Here is a 15,896-nt window from a genome sequence, read left to right as displayed (position 1 = left end):
TCAAACGAGAAGTGCGGCGGACGCAACATCCCGTTCACTTCCCACGCCCCCAGCCCAGTCAGGAGAACCCCCCATGCTCCGCAGACTGCTCGTCCCCTTGATCGCCCTCGTGCTGGCCCTCACCGGCCTGCCGAACACCGCCACCGCCGACACCGCCGCCACCGGCACCGGCTTCCCGTCCGTCGGCGGGAACTGGGGCGCCCCCGGCCCCTACGCCACCGCCGTGGACGTGGGCGCGATCACCACCCTGTACTACCCCCGGGACATCGCGCAGAGCCAGCTCCGCCACCCGGTGATCGTCTGGGGCAACGGAACGTTCGCCTTCCCGGTGGTCTACCGCGAGTTGCTGCTGCACTGGGCCAGCCACGGCTTCATCGTGGCCGCGGCCAACACCCCGCAGTCCAACCTGGGCATCTCGATGCGGGCCGGGATCGATCTGCTCGCCGGCCGGAACGCCGACCCGAACAGCATCATGTACAACCGCGTCGACCTGGACCGCATCGGCGCGTCAGGCCACTCCCAGGGCGGCGCCGGCGCCATCGTCGTCGGTGACGACTCCCGGGTGGACACGATCCTGCCGATCCAGCCGGGACCGCTGGCCAACGTCGACGCGGTGCACGGGCCGATGTTCATCCTGGCGGGGCAGTACGACAGCATCGTCTGGCCGTCCCTGGTCAAGGCCTTCTACAACGACGCCGACCACATCCCCGCGATCTACGGTGAGGTCAGGGGCGCCAACCACTTCACCGTCGTCGGCGACCCCGGTCCCTTCGCGGCTCCGACGACGGCGTGGTTCCGCTTCCAGCTCATGGGCGACGAGGAGGCGCGCGGCGAGTTCTTCGGCGCGGGCTGCCGCATCTGCGCCGACACCAGCACCTGGTCCTCCGTCCGCCGCAACGCCCTGGCCACGCAGATCCCCTAAGGCCAGAGGCTCAGCTCGTCGTCGCGCGGACCCCTGACGACAGCGGGACCCGGCTGGTCGAAGAGCATGACCGGCCGGGTCGCGTCCCAGGCGGGCCAGCCGGGGTCGCCGGATTCGGCGAAGGCGATCCAGGCGCGGTGCATGGCGTCGGCCAACTCCTGGGGCGCGTCGGGACCCGCCAGGGTGAGCTGCCCCGGAGTGCGCAGGGTGTCGAAGACGAACCCGATCTCCAGCGCGTGACAGGCGCCCAGGCCCTCCATGGGCGAGCGCCAGCCGAACTCGTACACGAACGTCCTGGCCCGGGAGTCGGCCAGCCGGTTCAGCGGTACGCGCAGCAGCAGGTCGGTGGCCAGGGCGCCGAGAATCTCGCCGGGCCTCGCCCCCGGCCGGTTCGCCTGGTAGACCTTGGCCACCCGGCCCTTGATCCTGAACTTGGCCAGGGCCAGCCGCAGGGCCAGCCGGCCCACCCGGTCGACCACCCCGGTCGGCACGAACCACAGCCGGTACTCCTCGGTGTTGGAGCCCACCAGGAGGTCGATCTCGCCTGCCGTACCCGCGCGCAGGGCTTCCAGCGGATGCGACGGGACGGTGTCGCCGTCGATGACGACCTGGAAGCCCGCGCCGCCGCTGAGCGGATTGCCCTTGGCGGTGGCCTCGGCCTGGGCGGTCAGCAGCAGTTCCCGGTCCACGGCGGCGAAGGCCGCGGCGGTCGGCGCGACGCCGAGCCGTTTGGCGATGATCCGGGTGATCTTGGCCCCGTCCTCGGGGGAGACGGCGTGCGGCGGGCCGCTCTGCAGGATGGCGCGGTGGAACAGCCCGGCCGAGTGCGGGCCGGCCAGCAGCGCCCCGATGCTGATCGCCCCCGCGGACTCGCCGAACACGGTGACGTTGCCGGGGTCGCCGCCGAAGGCCGCGATGTTGTCCCGCACCCAGCGCAGCGCGGCCAGTTGGTCGAGGAGGCCGCGGTTGCTCGGGGCGTCGGGGAAGACCGCGAAGCCCTCGACCCCGAGCCGGTAGTTGACCGACACCAGCACCACCCCGTCGCGGGCGAAGGCGCCGCCGTCGTAGAGGGACAGGCTGTTGGAGCCGTTGCGCAGCGACCCGCCGTGGATCCACACCATGACCGGCAGCCCTTCGGCGCCCTCCGGAGTCCAGACGTTGAGGTTGAGGCAGTCGTCGCCGGGGATGTCCGGGTCGGGGATCAGGCGGTCGAGCGGCGGGCGGTAGGGCCGCTTCGGGGCGGTCGGCCCGAACTCCAGCGCGTCGCGGACACCCTCCCAGGGGGCGGGCGGGGCCGGCGGCCCGAAGCGGTGCGGGCCGAAGGGCGGCGCCGCGTACGGGATGCCCAGGAAAGCGGCCACCCCGTCCTTGATCCTGCCCCGGACCCTGCCCTGCCGTGTCGTCGCTTCCATCGCACTTCCTTCCTGACCTTCGTCCGAGAAGCCTAACCTTCCCTAACGATCGATCGGTCGCTACTGTTGCCTAACGATCGTTCGGTCGTCGTGATGTATCCCCCCAACTTCACGAAGGAAGGCCCATGTCCACCACCTCTGAGCGTCCACCCACGGTCTCGCTCGGCCGGGTCACCGCGGCCAGCTTCGTCGGCACGGTCATCGAGCAGTACGACTTCCTGCTCTACGGCTTCATGTCGGCCCTCGTGTTCAACGCCCTGTTCTTCCCCAGCGACGACCCCACGGTCGGCACCCTGGTCGCCTTCGCCGGCTTCGCCATCGGGTTCGTCGCCCGCCCCGCGGGCGCGATCGTCGCCGGCCACTACGGCGACCGGATCGGCCGCAAGTCGATGCTGGTCATGACCCTGCTCGTGGCCGGGGTCGCGACCACCCTGATGGGCGCCCTGCCCACCTACGCCGGGATCGGGGTGTGGGCGCCGATCCTGCTGGTGACGCTCCGCGTCATCCAGGGCTTCTCGTACGGCGGCGAGGTCGCGGGCGCGGTGCTCATGACCACCGAGTTCGCCCCCAGGCACAGGCGCGGCTACTACGGCAGCTTCATCCCCGCCGCGGGACCGGCCGGTCTGCTGCTCGCGACGCTGGCCATCCTGGGCGTCGCCGGGATGGACAAGGCCGCGTTCCTGTCCTGGGGCTGGCGGGTGCCGTTCCTGCTGTCGATCGTGCTGGTGGTCGTCGGGCTGGTCATCAGGCGGAGCATTCCGGAGAGCCCGGCCTTCGCCAAGACGCACACCCAGCACAGGGCACCCGTCCTGGAGGTCTTCCGCCGTCACTCCAAGCAGGTCCTGCTGGGGACGGGCACCGGGTTCGGCTTCTACGTGATCTTCTATATCCTGCTGGTCTTCTCGGCCTCCTACCTCACCACCCAGCTCAAGCTGCCGGCCCAGGTCCCGCTGATCGCGGTCGCCATCGGATCCGTGGTGGCACTGGTCTTCGGACCGCTCTGCGGCAAGCTGTCCGACCGCTTCGGCCGCCGCCCGATGATCGTCACGGGTTCCGGCCTGCTGACGGTCTTCAGCTTCGGCTTCTTCGCGATGCTCGACACCGGCAACACCGGGCTCATCTACCTGGCGTTCGCGCTGGCCTTCGGCGGCGTCGTCATCATGTACTCGCCGCTGATCACCTTCATCGCCGAGCAGTTCCCCACCGAGGTGCGCTACAGCGGCGCCTCCCTGGCGGGCCAGCTCGGCGCCGTCCTCGGCGGCGGCCTCGCCCCGCTGGTGGCCACCGCGCTCCTGGCCGCCTCCGGCGGCAGGTCCTGGAGCGTGGCCGCCTACATCAGCGTTGCGATGATCATCTCGCTGGTCTCGACGCTGGCGCTCAAGGAGACCAACCAGAGCGACCTCACCGGAGGCTAGGTTCCAGGGCAGAATGGGCCTGGTGGCAAACGATCGATCGGCAGGCAACGTGACCATTCCCGTCGAGCAACGCAGGATCGCGGCCGAAGAGGTCCGGCTGCCGCCCAGCGTGCTGCTCGAAGGCACCCCCGGCCGGATCCTGCTGGAGGCGCTGCGGCTGTTCGCCGAGCGCGGCTTCCACGGCACCTCCATCAGGGACCTGGCCGAGGCCTGCGGCATCCGGCCCGCCACGCTCTACGCCCACTTCCCGGCCAAGGAGCAGGTCCTGGCCGAGCTGATCCGGATCGGCCACGAGGACCACTACGGCAGGCTGGCGCGGGCGGGCGGCACCGACCCGGTCTCCCGGCTGCGCGCCGTCGTACGCGAGCACGTGCTGGCCCACGCCGAATACCCGCTGCTGGCCACGGTGGCCAACAACGAGCTGCACGCGCTCTCCGCCGAGATGGCCGCCCCCGCGCTGCTGATCAGGGCCGACGGCAGGCAACTACTGATCGACATCCTGAACGCCGGCATCGACGAGGGCGTGTTCGCCCTGCCCGACCCGTTCCTGGCGGTGACCGCGATCAGCGGGATGGGCATGCGGGTGGCCAACTGGTACGGCTCCGGCGTGCCGTACACGCCGGAGGAGGTCGCCGACACCTACGCCGAGTTCGCGCTGCGCGTCGCGGGGGTCAGCACCTGAGCGCGCCGGCGGCGAAGATCGGTCTGGGTATGCTGCACCGGGTGAGAGCGTTCTCCTCCTGGCAAAGAACGTGCGTGGGCCTCGCCTTTCTGGTCGGCATGGCGTTCTTCCTGCAGTCGCAGGCGGCCAACAGCGCGCCCCGCTACGCCCTGTCGGACGTCGAGACGGTGTCGGGTGAGGTCGCCACCTCCGAGACCGCCGTCGAAACGGGGTACCGGACGCGCAGGGTCGTGAACACCGTGACGCTGAAGGGCCATCCGCAGCTGAGGTTCACGCTGACCGGAGGTTCGCCCAAGTCGATCGTCGCGGGCGACATGGTGCGATTCGAGGCGCTCGGCGACCTCCGAAAGGCACTGGCGGCCGAGCGGAATCCGAACGCGAGCCACTCTATCGAGGTCGTGGGAGTGGCGATCGACGGGCAGGTGGTGTTCAGCGCCGCCGACGAGATCCGCAGGGCCGAGTCCGCAGTGAGTGCCTACCGCTGGCCCGCACTGCTCTGCGGGCTCACGGCGCTGACCTGGGCGGGGCTGCTGCTGTGGCGGCACCGAGCCGCCCTGGCCGCGCTACGCGAGCGGCTCCGCGACGCCTATTAGACGCGAGGCGGACGAAGGCGCGATCAAGGGCTGATCGCTCTGCTGTCCGTCTACTGTGAGGAGCTCCCTGATGCATGATGACCGCACGAGCCCGTCCCGGTCGCCGAGGGCCTGGCGGCGGTGCCCGAGCCCATCGCGGCCGGCGACCAGTGGGGCGTCCCCTGGGGCACGAGCTGGTTCACCGTCACCGGTACGGTGCCCGCCGCCTGGTCGGGTCGGACCGTCGAGGCGCTCCTGGACCTCGGATTCGACGCCAACATGCCGGGATTCCAGTGCGAGGGGCTGGTCTACCGGCCCGACGGCACCCCGGTGAAGGGCCTCAACCCGGAGAACCAGTGGGTCCGCGTCGCCGCGCCCGCCGCGGGCGGCGAGCAGGTGCGGCTGCTCGTCGAGGCCGCCGCCAACCCCGTCATCCTCGGCTACCACCCCTTCCTGCCGACCCCGCTCGGCGACAAGGAGACCGCCGGCACCGTCCGGTCACCCTCATACCCGGTGTCGGATCGGCGGCTCCGGCCAGCCGCCGGCGGCAGCCGTCGCCTTGACGTAGTCGTCGAACGCCCTCGGTGCGCGGCCGAGGGCCCGGTGGACGCCGTCGCTGACGTAGTCGCCCGAGCCGTGGCCGATCCCCTCCAGCAGTCCGGCCAAGAGTGCCGCCATCTCGGCGGGCGTGCCCAGCGCGGCCTGGGCGGCGGCGTACTCGCCGGCGTTCACGTGCCGATAGCCGATCCGGCGGCCGGTGGCCTCGGCGATCAGCGAGACGGCGGCGCGGAAGGACAGCGGCTCCGGCCCGGACAGCTCATAGACCTCACCCGCGTGACCGTCCCGGGTGAGCGCGGCCACCGCGACGTCGGCGACGTCGTCGGTGTCCACGAACGCCTCCCGCCCCTCACCGGCGGGCAGGGCGAGCTCGCCGGCCTGGATCGGCTCCAAGAACCGGTCCTCGCTGAAGTTCTGGGCGAACCAGGAGGGCCGCAGGATCGTCCACGGGATCCCCGACTCGCGGACCGCGCGCTCGACCGGTGGTTCCCCGGCGTGGTCGGCGCCGCGGCCGGACAGCAGCACCAGCCGCCGTACCCCGGCTTTCACCGCCTGGGAGACGAAGTCCTCGACGGGGGAGGCGTCCAGGTGCTCGGTGGGCGGGACGAGGTAGACGGCGCCCGCCCGCTCCAGCGCCGGACCCCAGGTGCCGGGGGCGTCCCAGTCGAACCGGGTGGGCGCGGAGCGGGAGGCGGCGCGCACGGGTAGCCGGAGGTCGTGGAGGCGGGCGACGACTCTGCGTCCGGTCTTGCCGCGGGCGCCGAGGACGAGAGTCGGTGCAGGGGTGGTGACGTTCATGGAGCCAAGCCAATCGGTCCAAGTCGAGACGGTACATGGCCGTGAGGCGCGTCGACATGTGGAATCGTCTCAGCATGGATCCGCTCGACGACTACCTTTCGGGGCTCCGGGCCCGCGGCGCGCTGTTCGCCCGGTCGATCTGCGCGCCGCCGTGGTCGATGCGCTTCAGCGAGCCCGCGCCGCTGACCCTGGCGACGATGCTCCGCGGCGCCGCGTGGATCGTCCCCGCCGAAGGGCGGCCGGTGCGTCTGGGGGAGGGGGATGTCGTCCTGCTGCGCGGCACCCGTCCCTTCACCGTCGCCGACCGCCCCGGCGTGCCGCCCCGGGTCGTGATCGACGGGAACGACCTGTGCCGGGGCACGGACGAGGCCCCGGCGGCCGCCGGTGACCACTTCCGGCTGGGCACTCGCACCTACGGATTCTCCGCCGACGGGCCCGACGTCCTCGTCACAGCCGCGTACCGTGCGCGGGGTGCCGTCTGCGGGCGGCTGCTGGAGGTGCTGCCCGAGGTGGCGGTGGTCCGCCGGGAACCGGAGTTCGCGCCCTTGGCGGATCTGATCGCCGGCGAGATCGTCCTGGACGAGCCGGGCCAGCAGACCGTCCTGGACCGGCTTCTCGACCTGCTGCTAGTCCGGGTGCTGCGCTCCTGGTTCGGGCGCCCGGAGGCGCGACCGCCCGCCGGGTACCACGCGCTCGGCGACCCGCGGATCGGTCACGTGCTGCGACTGCTGCACCGCCGGCCCGCCCGGCCGTGGACGGTGGCGACGCTGGCCGCCGAGGCCGGCATGTCACGGGCGGCCTTCGCCCGCAGGTTCACCGCGCTCGTCGGCCGGCCACCCCTGGGGTACCTCACCGACTGGCGGATGGCCCTGGCCGCCGACCTGCTGCGGGAGTCGGCCGCCACCGTCGCCGAGGTCGCCCGGCAGGTCGGCTACACCGACCCGTTCACGTTCAGCGCCGCCTTCAAACGAGTCCGCGGCACCGCCCCGAGCGCCCTGCGACGCGACCGGGCGGACATCCCTAGTGCCGTCCGGTGATCGGCCACCTCGCCACCGCGCGCCCGTCCTCGACCACATAGGCCGAGCTCCACATGTTGACCACCCCGCACCCGTGATTGGGCAGGATCCGCAGCAGCTCGCCCACCCGCAGGCCGTCCGCCCCCGACAGGTAGCCGTGCTCCTCGTTGGCCTTGCCGAACACCACGCCGGGCCGCCCGAGCACGACGCCGAACCCGGGCCCGCGCACCGAGGCGTCGGAGCTCATCGCCTTGAGCCCGGCGTCGGTGATCGCCGTGCCCTCCCCTCTCGGCACGCTGACCACGCGGGTGAGCACGGTCAGCGCGCACCTGTCCTCCCCGGCGCTGCCGAGCGCGACCTGGTTGCCGTCGTAGAACACGTAGGTACCGGCCCGCGCCTCGGTCACGCCCGGCACGAACGGTGCGCTGGCGGCCCCCGGCGTCGACCCGACCGACACGATCTCGCACGCGTGCCCGGTCGCCGCCAGCTCACCGGCGACACCCGCCAGCGCCTCGCCGACGCGCCGCCCCGCCTTCTCCAGCCCGTCCCGGTCGCCGAGATAGGTCATCAGGTGCCCTTCGTGCGTCAGCACCCCGCGCAGCCGTAACGAACCCAGCCCCGCCAGCTCGCCCGCCAGCGCCACCGCGTCCTCCGGCGCCACACCCGCCCTGCCGAGCCCGGTGTCGACCTCGATGACGTACGGCAGGCGCACCCCGGCGGCGCGGGCCGCGGCGGCCAGCGGCTCGGCGGCCTCGACCGAGTCGAGCGCGACCGTCACGCCGGTGCTCACCGCGAAGGCCACCTTGGCGGGGCCGACCGGCTGATGCGCCCAGATCAGGTCGTCGATGCCGGCGTCGCTGAGTGCCCGGACCTCGCCCATGGTCGCGCAGGTGAACCCGGTCGCGCCGTACTCGAGCTGCAGCCTGGCCACCTCCAGGCACTTGGACGCCTTGAAATGGGGGCGGAGCCGGACCCCGGCCGAGGCGGTGAGCGCGGCCATGTCCGCGACGTTGCGTTCCAGCTTCGCCCTGTCGATCAGCAGGGCGGGAGTGGGCAGCTCAGACAGCGGGAGGTTCACGACACCCCCAGCAGGGCGCGCGGGTCGCCATCGAGCAGCTCCTCGACGGTCTCCTTGCGGACGCCTTCGAGGCCGGGGATCTGGATGGCGGTCAATGCCCGCAGCCCCTTCGCCGCCTCGTCGGGGGTCCAGAGCGGGTAGTCGGAGCCGAACAGCAGCTTGTCCGTCACCCCCCACTCCTGGGCCCGCACCAGGGAGAGGAACCCGTCCAGGGGCCGGGCCCAGGTGGCGGAGACGTCGGAGAAGACCCGCGCGTTCTTGCGCAGCACGATCATGGTCTCGCGCTGCCAGGGGTGGCCGAGGTGGGCGATGATCTGGGTCAGGCCGGGATGGCGCTGCGCGACGACGTCGACGCCGAGCGGGTCGCTGACCGCGAGGTCGCCGTGCGGGCTCGGGGTCGCGCCCATGTGCCACAGCAGCACCAGGCCCGCCTCCTCCGCCGCGCGGTAGAACGGGTCGTGCGCTCGGTCCCTGGGGTCGAAGCGGGCCAGCACCGGGTAGAGCTTGATCCCGCGCAGCCCGCGCGCCACCCCGTCGGCGAGCTGCTCCAGCACGTCGGGGTCGGTCGGGTCGAGCGCCATGAAGCCGACCGTGTCGGTGGTGGTGTCGGCGCAGAACCTGGCCACGTGCTCGTTGGCGGTCGCCACCCCGGCGGCGGTGGCCCTGATGCCGAAGACGAACGCGCTGCGCACGCCGCGCATGGCGGCGTCGAAGTCGGCGGGCAGCACGTCGGACCAGGCCCTGCCGTACACGGGCCGCCAGTTCTGTTCCCACTCGCAGCCCCAGTGCTCGGCCAGCATGCAGTGGGTGTGCACGTCGATCATCCCGATCTCCCCTCTACCGTGGGCAGCAGCGATCTGGTCAGCAGGCGCAGCGCGGTCACCAGGTCGGGGTCGGCCGTCATGGCGTCCGCGGTGGCGCGCAGCTCCGTCAGGAAGTGCTTGTGCTTGTCGGTGGACAGCTCGCCCGAAGGGCCGGACACGCTGATCGAGGCCAGGCAGTGGCCGTCCACCTCCAGCGGGATCGCCAGGCAGCGCAGGCCGATGCTGTGCTCGTTGTCGTCGAAGGCGTAGCCCCGCTTGCGGGTCCTGCGCAGGTCCTTCAGCAGGGCCGTGAAGCCGGTCAGCGTGCGCTCGGTCGGCGCCTGGTACGGCTCGGCCCCCAGGTGCGAGGTCAGATCGCCCTCCTCCAGGTGGGCCAGCAGCAGCTTGCCCAGCCCCGTGGCGTGCGCGTCGGCCCGGGAACCGCTGATCGCCATGTAGCGGATCGGCCGGTCCGGCTCTTCCACGCACAGGTGCAGCACCTGCAGGCCGTCCAGCACGCCCAGGTTGGCGGTCTGCCCGGTCCGGGCGGCCAGCTCGGCCAGGTAGCCGCGGGCGGCGGCGCCCGCGTCCAGCGTCGAGACGTAGGCGGTGGACAGGTCCAGGACCTTGTGGCCGAGCCTGAAGGAGGGCCGGTCGTCCACCCGCACCACGTACTCGGTCTCGGCCAGCACGCTCAGCAGCCGGATCAGCGTGCTCTTGGGCAGGCCGGTCTCGTCGTACAGCTCGGACAGGGTGACCGGTTGCCTGCTCCGCGCCAGCCGCTCCAGCAATGCCAGGCCCCTGGCCAGGGCGTGTGCGTGGTAGTTGGCCGCGGCCGGTCTGTCGTCGTCGACCGTTCTTCTCATCAGAGGGCTCTTCTCGTGGCGGGACGCGCCGTCAGGACGGCGCCGGGTCTTTCTCCAGTGTGCGCGGCTCCGTCGACCACGACGGTGCCGTTCACCAGGACCAGGTCGACACCCGCGGGATGGCGGTGCGGGTCGGTGAAGGTGCTCAGATCATTGATCGTCGCGGGGTCCAGGACAAGCACGTCGGCGGGCGTGCCGGGTTCGACCAGGCCGCGCCCGGTGAGCCCGAAGATCGAGGCGGGGAGTCCGGTGCTCTTGTGCACCGCTTCCTCCAGCGTGAGCCCGCCCTGCCCGGTATAGCGGCCAAGCAAGCGTGGGTAGCAGCCGTAGGAGCGGGGGTGCGGCGTGCCCGACCCGGTGGGTCCCGCGGGGTCGAGCGCGAACCCGTCCGAGCCGATCACCGCGGCGGGGTGGCGCAGCACCGTGAGCAGGTCGTCCTCGCTGCGCCCGAACGCCACCATCGCCACCGCGTTGCCGCGCGCCGCGACCAGGTCGAGCGCCTGGTCGGCGTCGCACAGCGGCTCGCCGTCGACGACGATGTCCGGCCACTCCCACCACCGGCCGCGCCACTCGGCGCGCACCCGCGCGCGGACCTCGGGCTCGGCGAGCCTGGCCCGCATCGCGCTCTCGCCGCCCTCGTGCGCCCAGGACGGCAGCAGCTGGGAGAGGTTGGCGCTGCCCGCGAGGTAGGGGTAGGCGTCCACGTGGACCGGGGCGCCCGCCCGCTCGACCAGGTCGAGCGCCGCGCGGACGGCGCCCCAGTTGCGCCGCCCGACCGCCGCCAGGTGCGAGATCTGCGTCCGGCAGCCGGTCAGCCCGGCCACCCGTACGGCCTGCGCCAGCGACTCCAGCAGGCCGTCGGTGTAGTCGCGCAGGTGCCAGGCGAACACCTTGCCCCTGGCGGCGACCACCCTGGCCAGCGCGACCAGCTCGTCCTCCGTGGCGTAGCAGAGCGGGGCGTAGACGAGCCCGGTGCTCAGCCCGGCCGCGCCCGCGTCCAGCGCGTCGCCCAGCAGCCCGCACATCGTGTCCAGCTCGGCGCGGGTGGCCGGGCGGTCGCCGAATCCGACGACCCCGGCGCGCAGCGGCAGGTGCGCGGCCAGCGTGGCGACGTTCACCGACGGCCGGGCCTCGGCCAGCGACTTCAGGTAGCCGTCGGCGTCGTGCCAGGTCCAGGGGATGGCCGGGTCGAGGTCGATGAACGCGGTCGCCGCCCTGATCGCCGCCGGGTCGCCGGTCAGCGGGAAGACGCCCAGGCCGCAGTTGCCGACGACCTCGGTCGTGACGCCCTGCCGTACCTTGCTGTGGGCTTCGGGGTTGCTGAGCAGGGCCAGGTCGGAGTGGCTGTGCACGTCGACGAATCCCGGGCAGACGATCCGGTCCCGCACGTCGAGCACCCGGCGGGCGTCCCGGGGCAGCCGCGGGCCGACCGCGCTCACCAGCCCGCCGGTGATCGCGACATCGGCGTCGCGGGCGGGCGCGCCGGTGCCGTCGACCAGCCGGCCGCCGGTCAGCAGCAGGTCGGCCGTCACGTCTCCTCCACCTTGAAGATCCCCTCCACCTCCACCGGGCTGCCCAGCGGCAGCGCGGCGACGCCGATCGCGGCGCGGGCGTGCCGCCCGCGTTCGGGACCGAGCACGGCGTGCACCAGCTCGGTGGCGGCGTGCGCGACCAGGTGCTGGTCGGTGAAGCCGGGCGCGGTGGCCACGTACACCGTCAGCTTCACCGCCGTGACCGCCTCCAGTGAGCCGACCTCGGCGCGCACCGCGCCGAGCAGGTTGCGGGCGCACTGCCAGGCGCAGTGCCGCGCGGTCGTCAGGTCCACCTCGGCCCCGACCAGGCCGTGCGCCACCAGCGCGCCGTCGGCCATCGCGACCTGCCCGGAGGCCACGAGCGTCGTGCCGTCGCGGCGGACCAACGCGATCGACGGCGGCTCAGCGGGCGTCGGCGGCACGGACGGCAGGGTGTCCAGGATGCTGTCCTGCACGGGAGTTCTCCTCTGGGTAGTGGCAGGCGCTCGGGTGCCCGGCGTCCAGCCGGTCGACGAGCAGGGGCTCTTCGGTGGCGCACCGCTCGCGCGCCTTCCAGCAGCGGGTCCTGAACCGGCAGCCGGACGGCGGGGCGGCGGGACTGGGCACCTCGCCCGACAGCACGATCCGCTCCCTGCTGCCGCGCAGCGAAGGGTGCGAGACCGGCACGGCCGAGATCAGCGCCCGGGTGTAGGGGTGGCTGGGCCGCTCGAAGATGTCCTCACGCGTACCCTCCTCGACGATCCGGCCGAGGTACATGATCGCCACCCGGTCGCACAGGTGCCGGACCACGGACAGGTCGTGCGAGATGAACAGGTAGGCCAGGCCGAGCGCGCGCTGCAGCTCGGCGAGCTGGTTGACGACCTGGGCCTGGATCGAGACGTCGAGTGCGGAGACCGGCTCGTCCAGCACCAGCACCTTCGGGTCGAGCGCGAGCGCCCTGGCGATGCCGACCCGCTGGCGCTGTCCGCCGGAGAACTCGTGCGGGTACCTGTTGGCGTGCTCGGCCGACAGGCCCACCAGCTCCAGCAGCTCGGCCACCCGCCGCCGGCCGCCGTCGCGGTAGCGGGCCTGCACGCGCAGCGGCTCGGCGACGATCTCGTGCACGGTCAGCCTGGGCGACAGCGACGAGTGCGGGTCCTGGAAGACGATCTGGATCTCGCCGCGCAGTGGGCGCAGCTCGGCGGGGGAGAGGGCGGCCAGGTCGCGGCCGCCGTACAGGATGCGTCCGGCCGTGGGGTCGGTGAGCCTGACGACCATGCGGCCCGTCGTGCTCTTGCCGCACCCCGACTCGCCGACCAGCCCGAGCGTCTCGCCCCTGCGCAGGGTCAGGTCGACGCCGTCGACCGCGCGGATCGCGCCGGTCTGCCCGCGCAGCAGGCCCGACCTGATCGGGAAGTGCTTGACCAGCCCTTCGGCGGTGAGGATCGCGTCGTTCATGGCAGCTCCTCGGGGTAGTGGCAGGCCGACTGGTGCAGGTCGCCGACCGTCGCGAGCGCGGGCCTGGCCGTACGGCAGGGCTCGCGGTCCGACGAGAGCGCGCAGCGGGGGTGGAAGGCGCAGCCGGGGGGCGGGTTGAGCAGGCTCGGCGGGCTGCCGGGGATCGGGACGAGCTCGCCCAGCGCCGACTCCAGGCGCGGCCGGCCGGCCAGCAGCCCGGCCGTGTACGGATGCCGGGGCGCGGAGAAGACCGCCTCGACGTCGCCGTGCTCGACCACCCGCCCGGCGTACATCACCGCCACCCTGTCGGCCAGCTCGGCGATCACACCCAGGTCGTGCGTGATGAGCACGGTGGCCGCGCCGCTGTCCCTGGCGGACGTCCTGATCAGCTCCAGGACCTGCGCCTGGATCGTCACGTCGAGCGCGGTGGTCGGCTCGTCGGCGATGAGCAAGGCGGGCTCGTTGGCCAGCGCCATCGCGATCATGGCGCGCTGCCGCATGCCGCCCGAGTACTCGTGCGGGTGCCGGCCGTACCTGGCGGCCGGGTCGGCGACGCCGACGGTGGCCAGCAGCTCCAGCACCCGCTCCTTGGCCGCCTTCCGGCCGAGGCCGGGGCGGTGCAGCCGGATGGCCTCGGCGATCTGCGCGCCGACCGGCAGCACCGGGTTGAGCGCGGTCATCGGATCCTGGAAGATCATCGCGATCTCCTTGCCGCGCACCGCCCGCAGCTCGCGCGGCGGGAGGCCGAGCAGGTCCCTGCCGCCGAAGACGATCGAGCCGCCGACGACCCTGCCGGGCGGCCTGACCAGGCCGAGCACCGACATCGCGGTGACGCTCTTGCCGGAGCCCGACTCGCCGACCAGCCCGACGATCTCGCCGGGCCGTACCTCCAGGTTCACCCCGTCCACGGCGCGCACCACGCCGTCCTCGGTGGGGAACTCGACCGCGAGATCCTCGATCCGCAGCAGCGTGTCCATCAGCGCACCCCTCTCGGGTCGACGGCGTCGCGCAGTCCGTCGCCGACGAAGTTGACCGCCAGCACGGTCAGCGCGATGGCCAGCCCGGGCGGCAGCCACAGCCACGGCATCGTCTGGATCAGCGTCAGGTTCTGCGCGTCGGTCAGCATGTTGCCCCAGCTCGCCTGCGGCGGCTGCACGCCGAGGCCGAGGAAGGACAGGACCGCCTCCAGCAGGATCATCTGCGCCACCAGCAGCGTCCCGACGACCGCGACCTGCGACAGTACGGCGGGCACCACATGCCTGGCGATCACCGAGAACCGGCCCGCGCCGAACGCCCTGGACGCCTGGACGTACTCCTGCTCGCGCAGCCCGAGCGCCAGCCCGCGCACCACCCGGCACGCCGTCGGCCAGTTGCACACGCCGAAGACGATCACCAGCATCGCCGTGCTCGGCCCGAGGATCCCGGCCAGCACCACGATGACGACCAGGGAGGGAAAGGACAGGACGACGTCGGCCGTCCGCATGACGAGGGTGTCCAGCACGCCGCCGAACACGCCCGCGGCGGCGCCGAGCAGCGTGCCGAAGGCCACCGCCACCAGCGACGCGAGCAGCCCCACCAGCAGCGAGACCCGGCCCGCGTGCAGCAGCCTGGCCAGCACGTCGCGGCCGGAGGAGTCGGTGCCGAGCGGATGCCCCGCCGACGGCGGCTGCCGGAAGGCGGCCAGGTCGACCGCGTTGGGGTCGTGCCCGGCGACCAGCGGCGCGGCCGCCGCCAGCAGCACGACGAGCAGCAGGAACAGGGCGCCCGCGACGGCCGGCCGGCTGCGCCTGAACCGGCGGGCCGCCAACGCGGCGGGGGAGCGGGGCGCTGTCAACTGTGTGGTGGTCATGTCAGGCTGATCCTCGGGTCGGCTACGGCGTACAGCAGGTCGGCCGCGAGGTTGCAGACCAGCACGAGCACCGCGATGAACAGGGCGAAGCCGATCACCACCGGGTAGTCGAGCTGCCCGATGGAGCTGACCGCGAGCTGCCCCATGCCGGGCCAGGCGAAGACCTGTTCCAGGGCGACCGCCCCGGCCAGGAGCTGCGGAATGTAGATCATCACGACGGTGATCAACGGGATCAGCGCGTTGCGCAGCGCGTGCCGGAACAGCACCCGGCCCGGCCCCGCGCCCTTGGCCTCGGCCGTCCGCACATAGTCCGAGCCCAGCTCGGCCAGCAGCCCGGCCCGTACATACCGGGTGAACGGCCCGGCGATGGACAGCCCCAGGATGGCGGCGGGCAGCACGAGGTGGGCCAGCACGTCGGGCCCGCCGCCGTCGCCGGGCGTCGACATGCCGGCCGACGGCAGCCAGCCGAGCCGCAGCGAGAAGACGTAGATCGCGGCGATGCCGAGGAAGAAGCTGGGCACCGAGACGGTGCCCAGGCTCGCCATCGTCGCGGCGTAGTCGACGGCGCTGTTGCGCCGCACCGCGGCCAGCGTGCCGGCCGCGACCGCCAGCACCAGCCCGACGAGCAGCGCGGTGCTCATCAGCAGCACGGTCGGGCCCATCCGCTCGCCGAGCACCTCGGCCACCGGCCGCTGGCTGACGAAGGAGTAGCCGAGATCGCCGCTGAGCGCGTCACGCAGCCAGATCCCGTACCTGACCAGGACGGGGTCGTCCAGCCCCAGCTCGGCGCGCTTGAGCGCGACGAACTCGGGACCGCCCGCCTGGAGCTGCTCGGGGTTGACCATCATCCGGACCGGGTCGCCGGGGGCGGCCCTGACCAGCAGGAACACCCCCATGCTGATGAACAGGAAGACCACGGCGTTGACCAGCAGCCTGCGCGCGAGGTAGGTGAGCAT

Annotated in this window: 16 protein-coding genes; 5 read left to right on the top strand and 11 right to left on the bottom strand. The window is 72.7% G+C overall.

Going from position 1 to position 15,896, the window contains the following annotated elements; all coding sequences use genetic code 11:
* Nucleotides 1–73 precede the first annotated feature (73 nt).
* Entirely contained in the window at nt 74–922 is an 849-nt protein-coding gene (locus tag ABZ911_RS28475; protein ID WP_358062353.1) for an acetylxylan esterase, read from the top strand.
* On the opposite strand, the gene ABZ911_RS28470 is transcribed toward ABZ911_RS28475, so the two are convergent.
* Entirely contained in the window at nt 919–2,334 is a 1,416-nt protein-coding gene (locus ABZ911_RS28470) for a carboxylesterase family protein (protein WP_358062350.1), read from the bottom strand. The genes ABZ911_RS28475 and ABZ911_RS28470 overlap by 4 nt on opposite strands.
* 125 nt (nt 2,335–2,459) lie before the next feature.
* On the opposite strand from ABZ911_RS28470, the gene ABZ911_RS28465 reads away from it, so the two are divergent.
* From ABZ911_RS28465 to ABZ911_RS28455, 3 genes are all read left to right on the top strand, one after another.
* Entirely contained in the window at nt 2,460–3,749 is a 1,290-nt protein-coding gene (locus tag ABZ911_RS28465) for an MFS transporter (RefSeq protein ID WP_358062347.1), read from the top strand.
* 22 nt (nt 3,750–3,771) lie between these two features.
* The gene (locus ABZ911_RS28460; RefSeq protein ID WP_358062344.1) at nt 3,772–4,431 is read left to right on the top strand and encodes a TetR/AcrR family transcriptional regulator; all 660 of its coding nucleotides are present in this window, start codon (nt 3,772–3,774) and stop codon (nt 4,429–4,431) included.
* A 74-nt stretch (nt 4,432–4,505) separates the two neighbouring features.
* Entirely contained in the window at nt 4,506–5,024 is a 519-nt protein-coding gene (locus ABZ911_RS28455; protein WP_358062341.1) for a hypothetical protein, read from the top strand.
* 483 nt (nt 5,025–5,507) lie between these two features.
* Here ABZ911_RS28455 and ABZ911_RS28450 read toward each other — a convergent pair whose 3' ends face one another.
* Nucleotides 5,508–6,359: an NAD(P)H-binding protein gene (locus tag ABZ911_RS28450; RefSeq protein ID WP_358062338.1), complete on the bottom strand. Its 852-nt coding sequence runs from the start codon at nt 6,357–6,359 to the stop codon at nt 5,508–5,510.
* Nucleotides 6,360–6,433: 74 nt separating this feature from the next.
* Here ABZ911_RS28450 and ABZ911_RS28445 point away from each other — a divergent pair, with 74 nt between their 5' ends.
* On the top strand, nt 6,434–7,396 hold the full coding sequence (locus ABZ911_RS28445) for an AraC family transcriptional regulator (protein ID WP_358062335.1): 963 nt from the start codon (nt 6,434–6,436) through the stop codon (nt 7,394–7,396).
* Here the strand turns inward: ABZ911_RS28445 and ABZ911_RS28440 are convergent.
* The 9 genes from ABZ911_RS28440 to ABZ911_RS28400 are packed head-to-tail and all read right to left on the bottom strand — an operon-like array spanning nt 7,380 to nt 15,896.
* Entirely contained in the window at nt 7,380–8,453 is a 1,074-nt protein-coding gene (locus ABZ911_RS28440) for an alanine racemase (RefSeq protein WP_358062332.1), read from the bottom strand. The genes ABZ911_RS28445 and ABZ911_RS28440 overlap by 17 nt on opposite strands.
* A complete protein-coding gene (locus ABZ911_RS28435; RefSeq protein ID WP_358062329.1) occupies nt 8,450–9,277 on the bottom strand; it encodes an amidohydrolase family protein in 828 nt (275 codons plus the stop codon). The genes ABZ911_RS28440 and ABZ911_RS28435 overlap by 4 nt, the downstream gene beginning before the upstream one ends.
* Nucleotides 9,274–10,122 (bottom strand): IclR family transcriptional regulator, encoded by an 849-nt coding sequence (locus tag ABZ911_RS28430; protein WP_358062326.1) that lies wholly within the window; start codon nt 10,120–10,122, stop codon nt 9,274–9,276. The genes ABZ911_RS28435 and ABZ911_RS28430 overlap by 4 nt, the downstream gene beginning before the upstream one ends.
* The gene (locus tag ABZ911_RS28425) at nt 10,122–11,654 is read right to left on the bottom strand and encodes a D-aminoacylase (protein WP_358062323.1); all 1,533 of its coding nucleotides are present in this window, start codon (nt 11,652–11,654) and stop codon (nt 10,122–10,124) included. Before ABZ911_RS28425 ends, ABZ911_RS28430 begins: the two co-directional genes overlap by 1 nt.
* Complete coding sequence (locus ABZ911_RS28420; RefSeq protein ID WP_358062320.1) at nt 11,651–12,109, bottom strand: RidA family protein; 459 nt, start codon at nt 12,107–12,109, stop codon at nt 11,651–11,653. The genes ABZ911_RS28425 and ABZ911_RS28420 overlap by 4 nt, the downstream gene beginning before the upstream one ends.
* Nucleotides 12,057–13,091, bottom strand: coding sequence for a dipeptide ABC transporter ATP-binding protein (locus ABZ911_RS28415; protein ID WP_358062317.1), 1,035 nt, complete (start codon nt 13,089–13,091; stop codon nt 12,057–12,059). The genes ABZ911_RS28420 and ABZ911_RS28415 overlap by 53 nt, the downstream gene beginning before the upstream one ends.
* Nucleotides 13,088–14,068: an ABC transporter ATP-binding protein gene (locus ABZ911_RS28410; RefSeq protein ID WP_358062314.1), complete on the bottom strand. Its 981-nt coding sequence runs from the start codon at nt 14,066–14,068 to the stop codon at nt 13,088–13,090. The genes ABZ911_RS28415 and ABZ911_RS28410 overlap by 4 nt, the downstream gene beginning before the upstream one ends.
* Nucleotides 14,068–14,940 (bottom strand): oligopeptide ABC transporter permease, encoded by an 873-nt coding sequence (opp4C, locus tag ABZ911_RS28405; protein WP_358062311.1) that lies wholly within the window; start codon nt 14,938–14,940, stop codon nt 14,068–14,070. Before opp4C ends, ABZ911_RS28410 begins: the two co-directional genes overlap by 1 nt.
* Nucleotides 14,937–15,896, bottom strand: a complete 960-nt coding sequence (locus tag ABZ911_RS28400) for an ABC transporter permease (RefSeq protein WP_358062308.1) — start codon at nt 15,894–15,896, stop codon at nt 14,937–14,939. Before ABZ911_RS28400 ends, opp4C begins: the two co-directional genes overlap by 4 nt.

Source organism: Nonomuraea sp. NPDC046570, from assembly GCF_040645915.1.
Lineage (GTDB): Bacteria > Actinomycetota > Actinomycetes > Streptosporangiales > Streptosporangiaceae > Nonomuraea.
Note: the sequence above shows the minus strand (reverse complement) of the source record. Positions and strands in the feature narration are given on the sequence as shown.

Excerpts from the sequence above, each read along its gene's own strand:
- ABZ911_RS28470 (WP_358062350.1), bottom strand. The coding sequence starts at position 2,334 with ATGGAAGCGACGACACGGCAGGGCAGGGTCCGGGGCAGGATCAAGGAC.
- opp4C (WP_358062311.1), bottom strand. The coding sequence starts at position 14,940 with ATGACCACCACACAGTTGACAGCGCCCCGCTCCCCCGCCGCGTTGGCG.
- ABZ911_RS28475 (WP_358062353.1), top strand. The coding sequence starts at position 74 with ATGCTCCGCAGACTGCTCGTCCCCTTGATCGCCCTCGTGCTGGCCCTC.
- ABZ911_RS28435 (WP_358062329.1), bottom strand. The coding sequence starts at position 9,277 with ATGATCGACGTGCACACCCACTGCATGCTGGCCGAGCACTGGGGCTGC.
- ABZ911_RS28400 (WP_358062308.1), bottom strand. The coding sequence starts at position 15,896 with ATGCTCACCTACCTCGCGCGCAGGCTGCTGGTCAACGCCGTGGTCTTC.
- ABZ911_RS28430 (WP_358062326.1), bottom strand. The coding sequence starts at position 10,122 with ATGAGAAGAACGGTCGACGACGACAGACCGGCCGCGGCCAACTACCAC.
- ABZ911_RS28465 (WP_358062347.1), top strand. The coding sequence starts at position 2,460 with ATGTCCACCACCTCTGAGCGTCCACCCACGGTCTCGCTCGGCCGGGTC.
- ABZ911_RS28415 (WP_358062317.1), bottom strand. The coding sequence starts at position 13,091 with ATGAACGACGCGATCCTCACCGCCGAAGGGCTGGTCAAGCACTTCCCG.
- ABZ911_RS28410 (WP_358062314.1), bottom strand. The coding sequence starts at position 14,068 with ATGGACACGCTGCTGCGGATCGAGGATCTCGCGGTCGAGTTCCCCACC.
- ABZ911_RS28450 (WP_358062338.1), bottom strand. The coding sequence starts at position 6,359 with ATGAACGTCACCACCCCTGCACCGACTCTCGTCCTCGGCGCCCGCGGC.
- ABZ911_RS28445 (WP_358062335.1), top strand. The coding sequence starts at position 6,434 with ATGGATCCGCTCGACGACTACCTTTCGGGGCTCCGGGCCCGCGGCGCG.